This is a genomic window from Paramicrobacterium fandaimingii, from assembly GCF_011751745.2.
In the GTDB taxonomy this organism is placed as follows: Bacteria; Actinomycetota; Actinomycetes; order Actinomycetales; family Microbacteriaceae; genus Paramicrobacterium; species Paramicrobacterium fandaimingii.
Map to the genome: position 1 here is coordinate 434,723 of NZ_CP061170.1, position 18,739 is coordinate 453,461.

17 protein-coding genes are annotated in these 18,739 nt (G+C 61.4%); 13 read left to right on the plus strand and 4 right to left on the minus strand.

Features of this window, described 5'->3' with window-relative positions; all coding sequences use genetic code 11:
* Positions 1–73 precede the first annotated feature (73 nt).
* The 3 genes from gabT (at position 74) to HCR84_RS02165 (ending at position 4,469) form a co-directional block, all read left to right on the plus strand.
* Positions 74–1,447, plus strand: a complete 1,374-nt coding sequence (gene gabT, locus HCR84_RS02155; protein ID WP_166983233.1) for a 4-aminobutyrate--2-oxoglutarate transaminase — start codon at positions 74–76, stop codon at positions 1,445–1,447.
* A gap of 63 nt (positions 1,448–1,510) precedes the next feature.
* Entirely contained in the window at positions 1,511–2,962 is a 1,452-nt protein-coding gene (locus HCR84_RS02160; RefSeq protein ID WP_166982536.1) for an NAD-dependent succinate-semialdehyde dehydrogenase, read from the plus strand.
* Between the two features lie 67 nt (positions 2,963–3,029).
* Positions 3,030–4,469: an aminobutyraldehyde dehydrogenase gene (locus HCR84_RS02165; protein WP_166982534.1), complete on the plus strand. Its 1,440-nt coding sequence runs from the start codon at positions 3,030–3,032 to the stop codon at positions 4,467–4,469.
* A gap of 54 nt (positions 4,470–4,523) precedes the next feature.
* Here HCR84_RS02165 and HCR84_RS02170 read toward each other — a convergent pair whose 3' ends face one another.
* Both HCR84_RS02170 and HCR84_RS02175 read right to left on the minus strand, forming a co-directional pair.
* Positions 4,524–5,075: a DJ-1/PfpI family protein gene (locus tag HCR84_RS02170; RefSeq protein WP_166982532.1), complete on the minus strand. Its 552-nt coding sequence runs from the start codon at positions 5,073–5,075 to the stop codon at positions 4,524–4,526.
* 114 nt (positions 5,076–5,189) lie between these two features.
* Positions 5,190–5,678 (minus strand): YajQ family cyclic di-GMP-binding protein, encoded by a 489-nt coding sequence (locus HCR84_RS02175; RefSeq protein ID WP_166982530.1) that lies wholly within the window; start codon positions 5,676–5,678, stop codon positions 5,190–5,192.
* Between the two features lie 147 nt (positions 5,679–5,825).
* On the opposite strand from HCR84_RS02175, the gene HCR84_RS02180 reads away from it, so the two are divergent.
* The 3 genes from HCR84_RS02180 to HCR84_RS02190 are packed head-to-tail and all read left to right on the plus strand — an operon-like array spanning position 5,826 to position 7,607.
* Positions 5,826–6,257, plus strand: coding sequence for a pyridoxamine 5'-phosphate oxidase family protein (locus HCR84_RS02180; protein WP_166982528.1), 432 nt, complete (start codon positions 5,826–5,828; stop codon positions 6,255–6,257).
* 26 nt (positions 6,258–6,283) lie between these two features.
* Positions 6,284–6,793: a universal stress protein gene (locus tag HCR84_RS02185; RefSeq protein WP_166982526.1), complete on the plus strand. Its 510-nt coding sequence runs from the start codon at positions 6,284–6,286 to the stop codon at positions 6,791–6,793.
* A gap of 13 nt (positions 6,794–6,806) precedes the next feature.
* Complete coding sequence (locus HCR84_RS02190) at positions 6,807–7,607, plus strand: universal stress protein (protein ID WP_166982524.1); 801 nt, start codon at positions 6,807–6,809, stop codon at positions 7,605–7,607.
* Positions 7,608–7,621: 14 nt separating this feature from the next.
* Here HCR84_RS02190 and HCR84_RS02195 read toward each other — a convergent pair whose 3' ends face one another.
* Complete coding sequence (locus tag HCR84_RS02195) at positions 7,622–8,107, minus strand: DapH/DapD/GlmU-related protein (RefSeq protein ID WP_166982523.1); 486 nt, start codon at positions 8,105–8,107, stop codon at positions 7,622–7,624.
* A 239-nt stretch (positions 8,108–8,346) separates the two neighbouring features.
* On the opposite strand from HCR84_RS02195, the gene HCR84_RS02200 reads away from it, so the two are divergent.
* Positions 8,347–9,429 (plus strand): LacI family DNA-binding transcriptional regulator, encoded by a 1,083-nt coding sequence (locus HCR84_RS02200; RefSeq protein ID WP_268921451.1) that lies wholly within the window; start codon positions 8,347–8,349, stop codon positions 9,427–9,429.
* A 12-nt stretch (positions 9,430–9,441) separates the two neighbouring features.
* On the opposite strand, the gene HCR84_RS02205 is transcribed toward HCR84_RS02200, so the two are convergent.
* Positions 9,442–10,854 carry a sulfatase family protein gene (locus tag HCR84_RS02205; protein ID WP_235940906.1) on the minus strand — a complete coding sequence of 471 codons (1,413 nt, stop codon included), beginning with the start codon at positions 10,852–10,854 and terminating at the stop codon, positions 9,442–9,444.
* A gap of 276 nt (positions 10,855–11,130) precedes the next feature.
* Between HCR84_RS02205 and HCR84_RS02210 the strand changes: the two genes are divergently transcribed.
* From HCR84_RS02210 to HCR84_RS02235, 6 genes are all read left to right on the plus strand, one after another.
* Positions 11,131–12,861, plus strand: coding sequence for an ABC transporter substrate-binding protein (locus tag HCR84_RS02210; RefSeq protein ID WP_166982517.1), 1,731 nt, complete (start codon positions 11,131–11,133; stop codon positions 12,859–12,861).
* A 23-nt stretch (positions 12,862–12,884) separates the two neighbouring features.
* On the plus strand, positions 12,885–13,838 hold the full coding sequence (locus HCR84_RS02215) for an ABC transporter permease (protein ID WP_338040120.1): 954 nt from the start codon (positions 12,885–12,887) through the stop codon (positions 13,836–13,838).
* A 5-nt stretch (positions 13,839–13,843) separates the two neighbouring features.
* The gene (locus tag HCR84_RS02220) at positions 13,844–14,773 is read left to right on the plus strand and encodes an ABC transporter permease (protein WP_166982513.1); all 930 of its coding nucleotides are present in this window, start codon (positions 13,844–13,846) and stop codon (positions 14,771–14,773) included.
* Positions 14,770–16,497, plus strand: a complete 1,728-nt coding sequence (locus HCR84_RS02225; RefSeq protein ID WP_166982511.1) for an ABC transporter ATP-binding protein — start codon at positions 14,770–14,772, stop codon at positions 16,495–16,497. Before HCR84_RS02220 ends, HCR84_RS02225 begins: the two co-directional genes overlap by 4 nt.
* Before the next feature lie 85 nt (positions 16,498–16,582).
* The gene (locus HCR84_RS02230; protein ID WP_166982509.1) at positions 16,583–17,497 is read left to right on the plus strand and encodes an alpha/beta fold hydrolase; all 915 of its coding nucleotides are present in this window, start codon (positions 16,583–16,585) and stop codon (positions 17,495–17,497) included.
* Between the two features lie 14 nt (positions 17,498–17,511).
* Positions 17,512–18,684 carry a glycoside hydrolase family 1 protein gene (locus tag HCR84_RS02235; protein ID WP_166982507.1) on the plus strand — a complete coding sequence of 391 codons (1,173 nt, stop codon included), beginning with the start codon at positions 17,512–17,514 and terminating at the stop codon, positions 18,682–18,684.
* Positions 18,685–18,739: the final 55 nt, after the last annotated feature.

Sequence of the window (18,739 nt, forward strand, 5' to 3'; positions counted from 1 at the left end):
ACAACGGCACACTCGCACGATGCTCAGAGTTCGTAGCATGAGAGAGACCCTCGACCTCGATGCGGAGCACGCCATGACCCTTGCAGAGCCCACGTTCACACCGGGCGGGCCGACGCTGCCGCAGGAGCGCAGGCTCGTCACCGGCATCCCCGGGCCCCGCTCTGCCGGGCTCATGCAGCGCAAGCAGCAGGCAGTCGCCACGGGTGTGGGAACGACGATGCCGGTGTTCGCCGCCGCCGCGGGTGGCGGAGTCGTCGTCGACGTCGACGGAAACTCGCTCATCGACCTCGGGTCGGGCATCGCCGTCACCGGAGTGGGCAACGCGCACCCCGGGGTCGCGAAGGCCATCGCCGATCAGGCGGCAAGCGCCACCCACACCTGCTTCATGGTGACCCCGTATGAGGGTTATGTTGCCGTCTCCGAGGCGCTGAACCGGTTGACCCCTGGCGAACACGCGAAGCGCAGCGCACTGTTCAATTCAGGCGCAGAGGCCGTGGAGAACGCCATCAAGATCGCTCGCGTTCACACGGGACGGCAGGCCGTCGTCGCCTTCGACCATGCGTATCACGGGCGAACGAACCTCACGATGGCTCTGACGGCCAAGTCCATGCCTTACAAGAAAGGCTTCGGCCCATTTGCGTCCGAGGTGTATCGTGCGCCCGTGTCATACCCTCTGCGTGACGGGGGCCTGAGCGGAGTGGATGCTGCCCGCGCAGCCATCAGCCGGATCGAAGCGCAGGTCGGGGCCGATCAGGTCGCCGCGATCATCATCGAACCCGTGCTCGGTGAGGGCGGCTTCATCGTGCCAGCCGAGGGATTTCTCACCACGCTTGCCGGGTGGGCGCGCGAGAACGGCGTTGTGTTCATTGCGGACGAGGTGCAGACAGGTTTCGCCCGCACCGGCCGCATGTTCGCGAGCGAGCATGAGGGAATCGTCCCCGATCTCGTGACGACGGCCAAGGGGATTGCCGGCGGCATGCCGCTCTCAGCGGTCACCGGCCGCGCGGAGATCATGGATGCTGTTCAGGGAGGCGGACTCGGCGGAACGTACGGCGGCAACCCCGTCGCGTGCGCGGCCGCGCTCGCCGCAATCGATGCATTCGAGAACGACGGACTCTGCGAGGCTGCCGAGCGCATCGGCGAGACCATCACGCGCCGGTTCGGCGAGATCGCCGAGTCGGATCCCAGAATCGGCGACGTGCGCGGGCGGGGCGCCATGATCGCCATTGAGCTCGTGAAGCCGTCAACGGGCGAACCGGATGCCGCGCTGGCGGCCCGTGTCGCAGGATCCGCCCATACCCAGGGTGTGATCGTGCTGACCTGCGGAACCTTTGGAAACGTGATCCGTTTTCTGCCTCCGCTGACGATCCCGCTCGAGCTGCTCGTCGAGGGCATCGACATTGTCGCCACGGCATTGCGCGATGCGGCTTCCGAGGCCGGCAGCTGACCCCCAGACTCTGCGCGCCGACACAGGCTCGCGCGCGACAATCGCACTGTAAGGAGATGTCTCATGATTTCAGAAGAAGATCTGCTCGCAAAGGTTCCGACCGGACTGTTCATCGGAGGTGAATGGCGAGAATCCGACTCGACGTTCGCCGTCAACGACCCGTCAACAGGCACAGCGCTCGTCGAGATCGCGAACGCGACAGTGGCCGAGGGCACGGCGGCTCTTGATGCCGCCGTCGCTGCCCAAGACGACTGGGCCGCCACGTCAGCACGTACGCGCTCGAACATTCTGCGAGATGCGTTCGACCTGATGCAGGAGCGCCGAGACGAGTTTGCGCTGCTGATGACTCTCGAAATGGGCAAGCCGCTCGCCGAGTCGAACGGCGAAGTCACCTATGGCGGAGAGTTTCTGCGCTGGTTCAGCGAAGAGGCGGTGCGCATCACGGGGCGTTACGGCCTCAACCCCGAGGGCACGGGGCGCACGATCGTGTCGCAGCATCCGGTTGGCCCCTGCTTTCTCATCACCCCCTGGAACTTTCCGCTCGCCATGGCGACCCGCAAGATCGCGCCTGCGCTCGCCGCGGGATGCACTGTCGTCGTCAAGCCGGCATCACTCACGCCGCTGACGACGCTGTACTTCGCCAAGCTGCTTGAGGATGCCGGGCTGCCGAAGGGGGTGGTCAATGTCGTCACGACAAAGCGCACGGGCGACGTCTCAGACGCGATCATCGCCGACCACCGCCTGCGCAAGCTCAGCTTCACCGGCTCGACTCCCGTGGGACAGGATCTCATCGCCAAGTCGGCGACGAACGTTCTGCGCACGTCGATGGAGCTCGGCGGCAATGCCCCATTCATCGTCTTCGACGACGCCGACCTCGATAAGGCGGTTGACGGTGCGATTGCCGCGAAGTTCCGCAACATCGGCCAGGCCTGCACTGCGGCGAACCGCTTCATCGTGCACGAGTCTGTTGCAGACGAATTTGCTCGTCGCGTCACCGAGAGGGTGAAGGCGATGCAGATCGGTCGCGGCACAGAAGAGGGCATCACGATCGGCCCGCTCATCAATGACGGAGCCGTCGATAAGGCAGACAGGCTCGTTCAGGATGCCGTCGGGCACGGCGCCTCGCTGCTGCACGGCGGCTCGCGCGTCGAGGGTGAGGGAAGCTTCTACGAGCCGACGGTGATCTCGGGAGTGCCGAGCGGCGCGGAGATCTTGGCGGAGGAGATCTTCGGTCCGGTTCTCGCGATCGCGCCGTTCTCGACCGAAGACGAAGCGGTCGCCATGGCAAACGGCGTTGAGTACGGGCTGATCGCCTACGCGTTCACGCAGGATCTCGCTCGAGGGCACCGCTTGATCGACCGCCTCGAGTCGGGCATGGTCGGGCTCAATGCTGGCGTCATCTCCAACGCGGCAGCGCCGTTCGGCGGCGTCAAGCAGTCGGGCCTCGGCCGAGAAGGCGGGCTCGAGGGCATCCACGAATACCTCAACACCAAGTACACGATGATGCCGGCCTGACGGCGTGGGGAGCGCGGCCACACGCTTCGCTCCCCTTGGCTCATCACCAGCGCAAAGGAGCGAAAACATGCCGAACGTGCTGCCGAACGAGGCACCACTACAGAATTTCGTCGACGGTCGTTTCGTCGATGCGGCGGGAACCGCGACGATCGACCTGGTGAGCCCCGTCACCGAAGAGCGCGTTGCGGTCTCTCCCGTGTCGAATGAGGTAGACGTCGACGCCGCGTTCGAGGCGGCGCGGCGGGCGGCAGCCACCTGGGGGCGCACGACACCCGGTGAACGACAGGCGGCATTGCTGGCCTTCGCCGATGCGCTGGAGGCTCGAGCCGACGACATCGTCGAGGCACAGCACCGCAATACGGGCCAGCCGAAAGAGACGGTGAAGATCGAAGAGGTGATCACCGGCTGCGACCAGATTCGCTACTTTGCCGGGGCAGCACGCGTGCTTGAGGGCGCAGCCGCAGGCGAGTACTTCGAGGGCCACACCTCGTATGTGAGGCGCGAGCCGATCGGTGTCGTCGCGCAGGTGACGCCGTGGAACTACCCGTTCATGATGGCCGTCTGGAAGATTGCGCCGGCGATCGCGGCGGGAAACACGACGGTGCTCAAGCCGAGCGACACCACTCCGGAGTCGACGCTCGTTCTCGCCGAGGCGAGCAGGGGGGTGCTGCCAGACGGCGTGCTGAACGTTCTGCTGGGCGACGCCTCGACGGGGAGCCTCATGGCGGAGCATCCGGTACCGGGCCTTGTGTCGATCACGGGATCCGTGCGTGCCGGTCATGAGGTTGCGGCATCAGCGGCAAAGCGCTTGCACCGGTCGCACCTCGAGCTGGGCGGAAAAGCCCCGGCCGTCGTGTTTGACGACGTCGATCTCGCGTCGACGGCCGATACGCTCGCCGAATCGGGCTACTTCAACGGAGGCCAGGATTGCACGGCCGTCACCCGCGTGCTCGTGCACGAGTCTGTGCACGATGCGATGGTCGACGAGCTGGTGCGCGCCGCGGAGGCGACAAAGACAGGAACGGATGCTGACGCGCTCTACGGACCGCTCAACAACGTGAACCACCTCGCGAAGGTGCAGGCCGTGCTTGACGATCTTCCCGCGCACGCGACTATCGCCACGGGCGGGCGCCGGGTGGGGGAGCGTGGCTTCTTCTTCGCGCCGACGGTTGTGACCGGGGTGCGGCAAGACGATGCGTGTGTGCAGCAAGAGACATTCGGCCCGGTGATCACCGTGCAGCAGTTCAGCGATGAGGCAGAGGCCGTCGCGCTCGCAAACGATGTCGACTACGGCCTGGCGGCGAGCGTGTGGACGACGGATCATGCGCGGGCCATGCGGCTGACGCGCGACCTCGACTTCGGGTGCGTGTGGGTGAATACGCACATTCTGCTCACCGCCGAGATGCCGCACGGCGGCTTCAAGATGTCGGGCTACGGCAAAGACCTATCGATGTACGGGCTCGAGGACTACACCCGGGTGAAGCACGTGATGCACGCGCTCGACTGACGCGCGTGGTGTGCGCGCCCGTCGCCGCGAGATCGAGCAGTCGGCCGCCTGCGATCACGGCTGGGGCAACACCTTAAGGAATGCCTTCATCCATGTGCCGTTGTCGGGCCAGGCCCGGGCACTCACGAGGTTGCCGTCGACAACAGCGCCGCCATCTTCGAAGACGCCGCCAGCCGTCTCGACATCGACGGCCAGCTCCGGGTACGCCGATGTCGTGCGGCCCTTCAGCACTCCCGCTGCCGCGAGAATCAGCGGACCGTGGCAGGTGACCGCAACCGGTGCATCCTTCTCCATGAAGTGCCTCACGATGCGCTTGGCGTCGGGGTTGTTGCGCACGTACTCCGGTGCACGACCACCGGGAACGACGGCCGCGACGTAGTCGTCCGGGTTGACGTCGGCGAAGGCAATGTCTGCAGGCCAGTGATGCCCGGGCCCCTCGGTGTAGGTGTCGAATCCGTCGATGAAGTTGTGAACGACAAACTGAAGCTTCTTCTTCTCGGGGGCGGCGATATGCACCTCGAAACCGGCCTCCTGCAAGCGGTGATAGGGGTAGAAGACCTCAAGGGTCTCGGCAGCATCCCCGGTGAGAATCACGATCTTCGACACGAGTACCTCCTTGTACGTGAGCGAAAGTGCTCACCCCTATATTCGGCGATCTTCGATGCCGAAACAAGGCTCAGCACGTGCTGTGCCTCAGAGCAGCCGTTCCGCAAGCGCTGCTTAGCGCATATTGATGAACTGCAGGTCGATGTCGAGGTCACTGCCCTTGAGCAACGCGATCGTCGACTGCAGGTCGTCGCGGCTCTTTGACTGCACGCGCAGTTCGTCACCTTGAATCTGGCTCTTCACGCCCTTGGGAGCCTCGTCGCGGATGATCTTCGAGATCTTCTTCGCCTGATCACTCGCGATGCCGTCTTTCAAGCCGACCTCGATGCGATACTCCTTGCCGCTCGGGTAAGGCTCACCATCTTCGAGGCTCTTGAGAGAGATGCCGCGCTTGATGAACTTGGTCTGCACGACGTCGAGAATCGCCTTCACGCGCTCTTCCGTGTTTGCCTTGAGAAGGATGGATTCGCCTGCCCACTCGACCGACGGGTCGGTTCCCTTGAAGTCGTAGCGCTGCGTCACTTCCTTGCGCGCCTGGTTGACGGCGTTCTCCGCCTCCATCTTGTCGACCTTGCTGACGATGTCAAACGATGAATCTGCCATGCCCACATGGTAGCCGCATGCGCGGCCGAGCGTGGAACTCATGAGGTGCGCGCACCAGAGAGCTCTGGCTATTCCATTTCCCCGCCCGCGAGGCCAGACTAGAGGTTCATAGTGGGTGGCTCTCGCGAACCGTGAGGAGTGCAGAAGATGAACACGAATGGACTCGTTCGCCAGCTGGATGAATCGGAATGCTGGAACCGCCTTGACAGCGAAGAGCTCGGTCGGCTGGCCCTTGCAGCGGGCGGGGAAGTCGATATCTTCCCCATCAACTTCTACAGCGACGGCGAGAGCATCCTCATTCGCACGGTGCCGGGAACGAAGCTGCTCGAGCTCACCATCCGCGATGCCGTCGCATTTGAGGTTGACGGATTCGATTCCGACTCCGCATGGAGCGTTGTGGTCAAGGGCCACGCACGGGAGCTGCAGCTGCGCAGCGAGATCGACGCGGCCGACGCGCTCCCGTTGACCACCTGGATACCGACGCCGACATACCGGTATGTGCGGATCACGCCCTCCACGCTCACGGGCATTGAGTTTTTGCGCACGCGCGATGGCGAGCGTGTCACGGGCGATGACTGACTCGAGGGGCACGGGGGAGTCGAGACATGAATGAGGAGGCAGAGGCTGTGGGGAATCTGGGCGCGCAGGGTGGGGACAGCAGCCGCATCATCGTCGGCGTTGATGGGTCTGGCTCATCGCGCTCAGCGCTCCGCCGGGCGGTGACGCTTGCCAGATCGCTTCAGTCGAGTCTTGTCGCGATCACCGTCTGGGAGGTTCCGGAGTACTGGTCGATGCACGAAGACACCGGGCGGCTCGCCCTCGAAAACGCAACACGGGCCGCCGCTGCAGCCAGTGAGGATGTCTTCGACGGGGACCCACCTGAGTGGTTCTCGAGTATCGTCACCGAGGGGTCTGCCGCCCGAACTCTCATCGAGCAGAGCGCGGATGCCTCAATGCTCGTCGTCGGAAGCCGCGGGCTCGGCGGATTCAGCGGGCTCCTGCTCGGCTCCGTCAGCGCTGAGTGCTCGCGGTACGCCGAGTGCCCCGTTCTCATCGTGCGCGGACGACGCCGAGAGACCGAGCCCACAACGGACCGCCGTGATGAGACGCAATGAACCAGGAGAACAGATGACAATCTCGAAAGTCGTCGTCGGCTGGAATGCCGACGCTGCGGGCGAAGCCGCACTTGAATGGGCGCTCGAACGGGCGCGGTTGCACCCGCAGCCGATCGCCCTCCTGCGCGTTGTCGATGATTCGGTCGAGCATCCCGGGAGAGACGCGGCTGCAGAGCTTGACGAACGAGTGAATCGCGTGCGTCGCGAGAATCCGTCACTCACCGTGAGTGCTCGGGTCGTGGCGGGCGAAATCATCGCTCGATTCATGGAGGTCTCCGATCCGACGACGCTCACGGTGGTGGGCGTCAACACCAGAGGTGCGATGACGGTGCCGTTCGAATGGACGCTCGCCGTGCTTCTGGCGGCGCGGTCGCACGGCCCCGTCGCCGTGATTCCGACGGAGGTCGAGGACGACCGGCAGGGGATTCTCGTCGGGGTCGACGACTCTGAGTCGGCGCTGAGAGCGGCCGAACTCGCGGTGGAAGAGGCTCTCCCATCTCAGGCGCAGGTGCAGCTCGTGCACGCCTGGCGCCCTCCGCATGTCTGGCGCGGAGGGCAGGACACGAGCGCGCTTGCCTCACCGCACGAGCAGCTCGTTGCGGACTTCGCGTCGGCATTGCACGATCGCCACCCGGAGATCACCCTGACGAACAGTGCGCAGAAGGGCGTTCCGGTCGACGTGCTTCTCGCAGCAACGCCAGCCGTCGTCATTGTGGGCCGTCGAAACAAGACGGCATTCGGGCGGCTGTTTCTCGGCTCGGTCACGAGGGATCTGCTGTACAGCCTCGAGGTTCCCGTCATCGTCGTGCCATGAGCATACGGGCAAGCTCAGGAGTCTGACGGTCGCTCACCGTCGACGGAATGGATCACGCGCGCCGGTGATCCGACGACGATTGTTCGCGCCGGCACATCCTTTGTCACGATCGAACCGGCGCCGACGACGGCATCCTCGCCGATGGTGACGCCGGGGAGCACAGTGACGTTGGCGCCGAGCCAGAGGTTGCTGCCGATCGCGATGCCGCCCTGGTCTTGAAACCGGCACCCGGAAATGATGAAGACGCGTTTTCCGAGCCGGATGTTCTTGCCGAAATCTGATGTGAAGGGTGGAAACACGGTCACGGAATCGTCGACGGGTGCGCCGATCAGCCGCGAGAGCAGCTCCCGAACACGTGCAGGGTCGTTGTAACAGCCGTTGAGCTCGCCCGTGATGCGCAGGGCTTCTTGGCTGGTCTTGTGCATCACCCCGTGCAGGGGAGAGTCGCCTGTGATGGTGCGACCCGAGTTGAGTGCCTCAAGAAGATCATCGAGTTCCATAAGCCCAGGTTATGATGTTACGCCGCGAGAGGCACCGAGAGTTTTCGCAGGGGGCAACTTCGGCGCTCTGGGAGTTGGTCTACTTTTTAGCGACGGGATGTCATGAGCCCGCATTTCGAGGTGTAAGCGGTACCATTAACCCCAAAGTTGAGCGGGGACAATGCGCGGGCCAGGTTGCGTTGATGCAGCGTGCGCGTGGAGTCTGCGAAGCACAATGATATTCAGAAAGCCGGTTCGAATTGGGCAAAGCGCCAACTGTCTATGACGTCGCGGCAAAAGCCGGCGTGTCCGTAGCAACGGTTTCTCGTGTACTGCACAATCCCACCGCTGTTCGTGACAAAACTCGTGATCGAGTGATGGACATCATCCAAGAACTTGCATACCTGCCCAGCGGAAGCGCCCGGACACTAGCCACTCGCCGAAATGGGATCTTCGGACTCTTTTTTCCCGGCTTCGACGGAATCGAACAGCCTGGACCCGTCACACCGACGGATTCTGAGATAACGATTGTCGATGACACGGAATCTGGTTATACCGTTCCGCGCCCCAACACGTATTTTGATGAGGTGCTATTCGGGGCAGAACTGGAGGCGTGGCACAGCGGGTTCGCCCTCATGGTTGCTGCTGGCCGCGGCCCTAGCCAGGAGATGATACTGAACAATATTGCCGGGCACGTCGATGGTCTGGCTGTGATCGCTCGCACCGTAGAGAATGACGTGCTGGAGCGCGTGGCTCGACGCATTCCCGTCGTTGTGGTGTCCGGGGTCCCGGACGACGGCGCGTTCGACCATGTGGTTGTCGACAATGAGCGTGGCATGCATGCTCTGGTGGCACATTTGATTCAGACACGGGAGATCGCGAGTCTGACCTACGTTTCTGGACCTGAGGACTCTCCAGATAATCACGAGCGCCTTCGTGGGTTTCAATCCGCGGTCGCAGACTCCGTACGAGAACTGAGATCGACAGTCACAGAACATGGTGACTTCACCCAAGAGCGTGGATTCGACCTGGGAAGCAGGCTCATCGATGAGGGAGAACTCAGCGATGTCCTGGTGTGCGGGAACGATCAGTTGGCGCTAGGAGTGCTGGATGCGTGCGCATCGCGGGGCGTGAGCGTTCCTCGTGACGTTCTTGTCTCGGGCTTCGACGGCATTGAGGCGACACTCCAATGCATCCCACGATTGACCAGTGTTCAGCAGCCGATGGCAGCACTCGGTCGGGCTGCGATGCGCATGCTAATTGCGCGATTAGACGACCCGTCACGGGAGCCCCAGACCGAACAGTTGCCCGTGCGGATTCTGCTTCGTCAGAGCACGGAGTGAGGCGGCCGCACCTCAATCACCGCGTTTGTCGCTTGCGCGGGCTCTGGTGTCCGTGTGGTGCGGGGCGTCACCGACGTCCCGCTGGGCGCGTACAAGTTCAGCATGCAGGTCGCGTTGAACATCAGCGTAGTCCGGGTGATCGTAGATGCTTACCATCTCATGAGGGTCGTTTTCGAGGTCGAACATCTCCCATTCAGGCTCGTAGGTTGTCTTGGCTGCTCCTCGTAACCCGAGCCCGTCGTTGTAGTAATAGATCAACTTGTACTTCTCGGTGCGGATTCCGTAGTGGGCCCAGACATGGTGGATGCCGTCATCGTGCTCCCAATATCGGTAATAGAGCGATGTGCGCCAATCCTCGGGCTTCGGGTCGGAAAAGAGCCGCCGCATGCTTCTACCCTGCATGCGGCTCAGATTCGGAACGTCGGCGATGTCAAGGAACGTCTGGGCAAAATCAACATTGGCGACGATCGCGTCTGAGTGAGTTCCCGGTGCGATTTCAGGCGGATAGCTCATGACCAGGGGCATGCGCAATGACTCTTCGTACATGAATCGTTTGTCGTACCACCCATGCTCCCCGAGGAAGAACCCCTGGTCCGACGTATACGAGACCAGCGTCTCGTCCTCGATGCCGCGCCTCTCGAGATAGTCGAGAAAGCGCCCGACATTGTCATCGATCGAGGCCACGCAGCGGAGATAATCTTTGATGTACAGCTGGTATGCCCACGCGGCGTACTCGTCATCTGAGAGGCCTTCGGGCGGATCTTGTTTGAGATCTCGCTTGTACAGGTGCTCGCCAACTCGCATCTTCGCGGCGGCGGGTGCCTTCGACCGGTTCTCATAGCTGTCGTCGAACGTATCTGGTACCGGAATGTCCTCCTTGAGGTACATATCGGCATGGCGCTGATCCGGCTCCCAACTGCGATGGGGCGCCTTATGAAACATCAGGAGGCAAAACGGGCGATCGGGGTCGATGCTGTCCAGCCACTCCATCGACATGTCTGTGATCAGGTCGGTGACGTATCCCGAGCGAGTGTGCTCGCCATCGGAGGTGAGAAAGACGGGATCATGGTATGCACCTTGGTCAGGCAAGATCTCCCAATAGTCGAACGCGCGAGGATTGTGCGATTCGCCGTGCCCCAGATGCCACTTCCCGACGATCGCTGTTTGATATCCGGCCTCGTGGAGCTGCGAGATGAACGTCGGCTGAGCCGAGTCAAAATGTGTGCTCAGCGTCGTAACGTGATTGACATTGCTGTACGTTCCGGTGAGGATCGACGCTCGCGATGGAGTGCACAGAGCGTTGGTGCAAAAACAGGAGTCAAAGCGCATCCCCGCGTCGGCGATACGGTCGATATTCGGCGTCTCATTGATGGCACTGGTGTAGGCGCTGACGGCCTGCGCGGCATGATCATCGGACATGATCATGACGAGATTTGGACGTTTTGAATTCATGTGTCGTTGCCTTTCGTCGGCGAAATGGCCTTCGGAGCACTCGCGCTGGTTCCGCACGGCAACACAACGCCAACTGAACGCACTGATGCGAAATCAGTTGGAGACCGGTGTTGCACCTGGTGCTTCCTGTGCTAGTCTCGCCACCAATTGTAAGCGGTAACATTACACCGATCGCAACCCCTGAGAAGACAAGTCAAAGACCATGGGCGCGAGGTCAACGCTCTCTGAGGCCCTCGCCGACAGCGAAATTTGAGCTGCTCACAGCGGAACAGCCGACGTTGTCGTTGGCCCGTCAGTGAGCGGAGTTCGCGAAATGCGTGCGTGATGAGGAGATCAAGGATGAAACTCAAATCTGCAGTGCGAAGGGTGGCCGTAACGGCCTTGGCTGCATCACTATTGCTCGTTGCTGGTTGCAGCCCGCCGGAGGACGATGCTAGCTCAAAAATCACCCTGTCGATCGGCATTGGTGATGATGGGCCACCGACGATGGTGAAGAACTTCAACCCATTCGGCACAGATAATCGACATGGCACGTTCTACATGTATGAGCCGCTCTTTGTGGTGAACACCATCAACAGCGAGAAGACGCCGTTTCTCGCCGAGAGCTTCGAAGTCGCAGACGACGCAAAATCGGTGACTTTTACGTTGCGGGACGGCGTCACATGGACTGACGGTGAAGATTTCGACGCGGAGGATGTCGTCTTCACCTTCAACATGCTCAAGGAGTACCCTGCGCTTGATCGAGGCAGTCTCTGGAGCAGCATCGAGTCCGTGACCGGAGAGGACAAAACGGTCACGGTCGAATTCACCGGGCCCAACGCGCCAGCGGTCTCGCGCGTCGGCGAGACCTTAATCGTTCCCGAACATGTCTGGAGCGAAGTCGATGATCCGGTGACTTTCATCAATGAAGAACCGGTGAGTACCGGGCCGTATGAGTTGGGCGCCTTCAGTCCCAACCAATACTCGTTGGTCAAAAACGAAGACTATTGGCAGGCAGATTCTGTCGTCGCAGACGAACTGGTCTTTCCCAGCACCGTCTCTGAACTGGACATTGTCAACAAAGGATACGACTGGGCATACAGCTTCTTGCCAGATCCGAAGTCGACCTGGGTCGGCAAGGCACCCGAGACCAATCGATTCTGGTGGCCGCCGGGGGCACCGACAGCGCTGTTCCTCAACAACGCGAAGCCGCCTTTTGACAATGTCGACTTCCGAAAAGGACTGTCGTTGTCTCTCGATCGAGAGGACATCTCGGAAAAGGCGAATCAGGGTTGGGGAAGCGTGGCCAGCCAAAGCGGCCTTATTCTGCCAAGTCAGAAGGACCTTCTCGATCCGGCGATTCCCGACAAAGGCCTCATTTCACAGAATTCGGACAAAGCACTCGAGGCGTTCGAGCGTGCAGGATTCGACATGAGCGATGGAAAGCTTGTTGGGGAGGACGGCGCGCAGGTCGAGATCTCCATGATGGTTCCTAACAACTACGCGAATCAGGTGCAAGCAGCCAAGGTGATCAAGAAACAACTGGCTCAGGTTGGCATCTCGCTTCGTGTCGAAACACCGCAGGCAGCGGCAGTGCAACAGAGCCTCACAAACGGCGACTTTGAGATGACGTTCAACTGGCTCGGTGGCACGACGATGTACGACGTCTATCGGGGAGTCCTCGACTCGCGACTCACAGCTCCGATTGGAGAGGCCGCGAGCGGCAATACGATCCGGTACCAGGACCCCGAGACCGACGCCCTTCTGGACTCGCTGAAGGCTGCCGTTGACGAGGACACGCGTACCGAACTGATCCACCAGCTCGAGCAGGTGATGATGAACGAGGTTCCGGTGATTCCGATTTACCACGGAGGAACCTGGGGGCTGTACAGCACCAAGAAGGTTACGGGATGGCCGAGCGCGGAGAATCCGTACGCTCCCGGGACGCCCTATAACACCACTGCCCTGCTCGTCGTGACCAACCTGGAGCGCGCTGGTTGATGTTTGCTCTGAAGAGGATCCCTGTGTTCCTGCTCACGGTGTGGGCAGCTATCACACTGAACTTCATACTCCCGCGGCTGATGCCTGGTTCTCCCGCCGACGCTATCTTGGCCAAACTGGCGTACAACGGACCGGTCAGCCCGGGCGCACGTGCATCCATCGAGGCAATGCTGGGAGTTCCTGACGGCACGATCTGGGAACAGTACGTGAACTATATCGGGGCGCTCTTCCGGCTTGACTTCGGACTCTCCTACACATTTTTTCCGCAGGAAGTCTCAGTTCTCGTGGCGGACGCCCTGCCATGGACCCTGTTCCTGATCGGCACGACATCGATTATTGCCTTCTTCATCGGCACCATTCTCGGCATTTTTGCAGCATGGAGGCGGAACGGCCGCTTCGATACGTTCGCGACTGTCGGGAGCACTTTTATCGGGACCGTGCCGTACTTTTGGCTTGCATTGATACTGCTGTTCGGCCTGGGGTACATGTCGGGGCTATTTCCCACGAGCGGGGCCTACGGGCCGACGGCGGTTCCAGAGTTCAGCCTTGAGTTCATCATGGACGCGTTGTACCACGCTGTCTTGCCTGCCCTCTCGATCTTGATATCCGGCCTGGCCGGGTGGGTAATCGGCATGCGCAACAACATGGTCAACTCGCTCGGCGATGACTACGTCAGGTTCGCACAAGCGAACGGCCTGCGGTCGCGAACGGTAGCCATCAAATATGCGGCACGCAATGCGATGCTTCCACAGCTGACCTCGTTCGGCATGACCCTCGGGGCAGTGGTAGGCGGCTCACTACTGACGGAAATGGTCTTCGCGTATCCGGGAATCGGGTACCTCTTGTTCAACGCACTGACGAACCAGGACTTTCCACTGATGCAGGCGTTGTTCCTCGTGATCACGTTGAGCGTGCTGACCGCCAACTTTGTTGTGGATCTGCTCTATGGATTCCTTGACCCCAGAACTCGAAGGTGACACGCATGAGCAACACAGGCCAATTAGGCAGTACGACGACGAACGAGGTCAGTGAAGGGCTGCGCTCATTGCCGTCCGGCTTCGAAGTGGGAAAACGCACACTCGGAGTGATCTGGATGAACAAGCGCGCACGCGTGGGAATCATCATTTTGGCGTTCTTCGTTGGCATGGGGGTACTGGCACCATGGCTCTCCCCCTATGCTCCAGACAATGCAACGTTCGCCAGGAACCAAGGCGTTTCAGCCGCGCATTGGCTGGGGACCACAGGCGCAGGCGAAGACGTGCTCTCCCAGATCATGTACGGAACGCAAATCTCGCTACTTGTGGGACTCGTCGCCGGAGGAGGAGTCAGCGTGATCGCCGTCATCGTCGGGCTGACGGCCGGGTATCTCAAGGGATGGCGCACCGACGTCATCAACTTCTTCATCAATCTGTTCCTCGTCATTCCCTCGCTTCCCCTGATGATCGTGATCACCACCTATGTTCCTGGACAAGGCATACTCGTGATAATCGCCGTCATTGCGTTTACAGGGTGGGCAGCGGGATCGCGTGTTTTGCGGTCGCAGACCCAGACGCTTCGCTCTCGCGACTTCATTGATGCCGCGATCTTCAGCGGCGAGGGGCGATTGCGCATTCTCTTCCGGGAGATCATGCCGAATATGACCTCGTTGATCGCTGCGAGCTTTTTCGGCGCGGCGACGGCGGCGATTGGAGCCGAAGCCGGACTGTCATTTCTCGGTCTGGGAGATTTGAGCACGATCAGCTGGGGCACGATGCTCTATTGGGCGCAGAACAATAACGCGCTGTTGACCGGACAGTGGGCACTTCTGGTGGCACCCGGTCTGTGCGTTGCGCTCTTGGCCACCTCATTGGCACTCATCAATTTCGGCATCGATGCGGTCAGCAATCCGCGGCTACGGGAGAGCACCTCATGACGGAGCGTAATGACGATCGAATACTAGGCGTTGATCGCCTGAGCGTCGAGTATGGACAGGGCAAAGGAAGTGTGGTCGCGGTCGACGGGGTGACCTTCGCCGTCAATCGTGGTGAATTCGTCGGCCTCGTCGGCGAATCAGGCTCAGGAAAGACGACGCTCGGCTTCGCACTGACCCGTCTTCTGACCAGCCCTGCGCGAATCACGGGTGGCACGATTGAATTCGAAGGGCGAGACATCTCCGAGATCGGCGGGGAGGAGTTGCGGCAGATGCGGCACCGCGGAATTGCCATGGTGCTGCAGAGCGGCATGAACGCGCTCAATCCCGTCAGGACGATCCAGAATCACTTTGTCGATGTGATGAGGGCGCACGAGAAGTTGTCGAAGAAGGAAGTCCTTCGTCGGTCAATTCCGCTGCTGGAAAAGGTTCATCTTTCTCCCGACGTGCTCTCACGCTATCCTCACGAACTTTCGGGCGGTATGCGCCAGAGGACAGCGATCGCCATCGCTCTCGCCTTGGAGCCGAAACTGATGGTTTTCGACGAACCAACGACGGCGCTCGACGTTCTCGTTCAGCGTCGCGTTGTTGAAACCATCAAAGTGCTCCAGGAGAACATGGGGTTCACCGCGATTCTCATCAGTCACGACTTAGGCCTGGTCCTTGAGACCACAGACCGAGTCATGGTGATGAGGCAGGGGGAGATCGTTGAACGCGGAACCGCGTCAGACATCCTCGAACGTCCACAACACCAGTACACTCAGATGCTTCTGGAGTCCTATGTTGATCCGAGTGGCGGGCGTGATCAGCTCCGAGAGAAACTGCTTCGGCGTGCGGACCACGCACCGGCTGACAACGCCGAGAACGACTCCGCGAGAGATCCGAATCAAGAAACGGCCCCGGCTACGACCAGCAGCACATCCGCCGGCTGGGCAAGCCGGTCGCTGGTCGTCGAGGATGCGCTCAAGATCTATCCGGGGCGTCGGCGAGACCCTGCGGTGACTGCTGTTGACGGTGTCTCCTTCGAGCTGAATCCGGGAGAGGCTGTTGCGCTGGTCGGCGCGAGCGGCAGCGGAAAATCGACTCTCGCACGGCTTGTGTCGGGAATGGAGAAGCCCACCTCCGGGACGGTGAGCTTTGGTGATGGACGGGTCGACAAGTACCGGTCACGGCAACTCGTCGAGTATCGACGACATGTGCAGATGGTGTTTCAGGACCCCTACTCGTCATTGAACCCACTACAGAATGTGGCGTACATTCTCTCGCGGCCACTCATCAATCACGCCCGCCTCTCCGGCGACGAATTGCTCACCAGAGCGGGGGAACTGCTGGAGCGCGTCGGTTTGACCCCCGTGAGCGCTTTCGGGGCGAAAATGCCTCATGAACTCTCGGGTGGCGAACGGCAGCGCGTCGTGATTGCACGGGCGCTGGCGTCCGAGCCGGAGGTCATCATCGCCGATGAACCGGTGTCGATGCTCGACGTATCGCTTCGTGCCGAGATCTTGAGTCTGCTTGAGGATCTCAGGACGGACCTGGGAATGAGCATGCTGTACATCACGCATGATCTTCATAGTGCACAGGCCGTGACTGACAGAACTCTTGTGCTCAATAAAGGGCAGATCGTTGAGTCCGGATCGACCGAGCAGGTTCTGCGGCATCCGAACGATGAGTACACGCGGTCACTGATCGCGGCTATTCCGAACCCCTACGCAAGTACGCAGCAATGACGGAGTGCGCGCGATTCCCGAGCGGCCTGCCTGGTACGCGAATTCCGTGCACGATGCCGCGGCGTGTCGACGTTCAGGATGCCGCGTGAGTGCAGGTTCAGCACCCGTCCAGTTCGATCCCGTCGCGCCGTTCGGTGGCGACACCGTACCGATGGGGATCGAGGTCGTCGGCGTTCCTGCTGCAGCGGGAATCCTCACCGCGTACAACGCGCGGGGAATCACTCACAGCGCCGAAGCGCGTAAACCAGTGGTCATCATTCCCGGATTCACCGGTTCCAAAGAAGACTTCCGCACACTTGTTCCGCTGCTGGCGGAGCGACGTTGGCCCGTTGTGGTTTACAGCCAGCGCGGTCAGGCGGACTCGGCTGCCCCGCTGGGCGTGCACAACTACCGTCTCGATGACTTCGTCGCTGACGCCGTCATTGTGGCGACGCGTGTCGGCGGTGGACGGCCTGTGCATCTTGTCGGTCACAGCTTTGGCGGAATCGTTGCGCAACATGCTGCACTGGCGGAACCTGCTCTTTTTCGCAGCGTCACGCTCCTCTGCTCTGGGCCGTACGGGTGGCCGGGGCGCCATGCTGACACCATGAGGATCGTCGCTGACCGCGGAAGCATCGGGCTCTGGGAGCGTGATCACCCGGGAAGGCTGGCGCTCAGCGATGCCGAACTCGGCGCAGAGTCAGCGTTCCTCCGGGCCCGCGCTCGAGCAACGTCACGCGACAATCTGCTCGCAGGCGCGCAGATTCTGCGCGATCAGGTCGACGTCACTGATCAACTCCGGCGGACTGGGATTCCCCTGCACGTCGCGCACGGCGAGTTCGACGACAAATGGCCGATCAACGATCAGCACGGCATGGCGGAGCGGTTGGGGGCCAGTTACAGCGTCATCGCTGGCGGGGCACATTCCCCGCAGCTCGAAGCGGCGGACGCGACAACTGCAGCCCTTGATGGCTTCTGGGCGCGTCTGCCCAGACCGCATCCATCATCTAACGATCATTAACCGAAAGGAGCATTGTGCCGAGCTTTCCACGTGACTTTCTCTGGGGCGCGTCAACTGCGGCCCATCAGGTCGAAGGCAACAACGTCAACAGCAATTGGTGGGTGAAGGAGCATGCTGCGCAAACTCACGTCGTCGAGCCGAGCGGCGACGCCATGGACAGCTACCACCGGTATCGGGAGGACATGAAACTGCTCGCGGATGCTGGTCTGAACTCGTACCGTTTCAGCGTCGAGTGGGCGCGAATCGAGCCCGAGCGTGGGTTTGTCTCGCGGGCCGAGCTCGACCATTACAAGCGCATGATCGACACCGCACGAGAGTTCGGTCTCGAACCAGTTGTGACGCTCATGCACTTCACCGTTCCTCGATGGATGCAGGACTCCGGGTTCTGGCGTGCGGCAGATGCGCCCGATCTTTTCGCGCGATACACCGAGATGGTCCTGCCGATTCTCGACGGCGTTCGCTACGTGTGCACCATCAACGAGCCGAACATCGCGGCGATGCTCGCGGGCGGCGAGGACGCGGCGAATCTTGTGGCATATGGGCTGCCGAACCCGGACCTCGGTGTCGCTGACGCCCTTCTTGAGTCGCACCGAAGGTCGCGCGAGGTGCTCTCGAGCGTGAATGGGCTGAAGAGTGGCTGGACCGTCGCCACACAGGCATTCCACTCGACGGGGGAGCCGGGTGCCGACGAGAAACTTTATGAGTACGGCTATCCGCGCGACGACTGGTACCTCGAGCAGTCGGCTGGCAACGACTTCGTCGGCGTGCAAGCGTACACTCGGACGTTTATCGGTCCCGAAGGTCCACGGCCCCGCGCTTCCGATGCCGAAAAGACATTGACTGGCTGGGAGTACTTTCCCGCTGCGCTGGAACTCGGCGTGCGAAGCGCCTGGGAGCTGAGCGGGAACGTGCCGATCATGGTGACGGAGAATGGTATAGCGACAGCGGACGACAGCCGACGGGTCGACTATACAGACGCGGCGCTGCGTGGCCTCCAATCAGCGATGGCCGACGGCGTCGAGGTGCTCGGTTATCAGCATTGGAGCGCGCTCGACAACTTCGAGTGGGCGAGCGGTTTTGCTCCGACGTTTGGGCTGATCAGCGTAGACCGTGAAACGTTCGAGCGCACCCCCAAGCCGAGCCTTGCGTGGCTGGGCGAAATTGCTCGCCGGGGATCTCTGAACTAATCTCCGCGGGGCGTCGTCCGGTGAAGATCGGGTTGAGGTGAGCATGTCGCAGCGA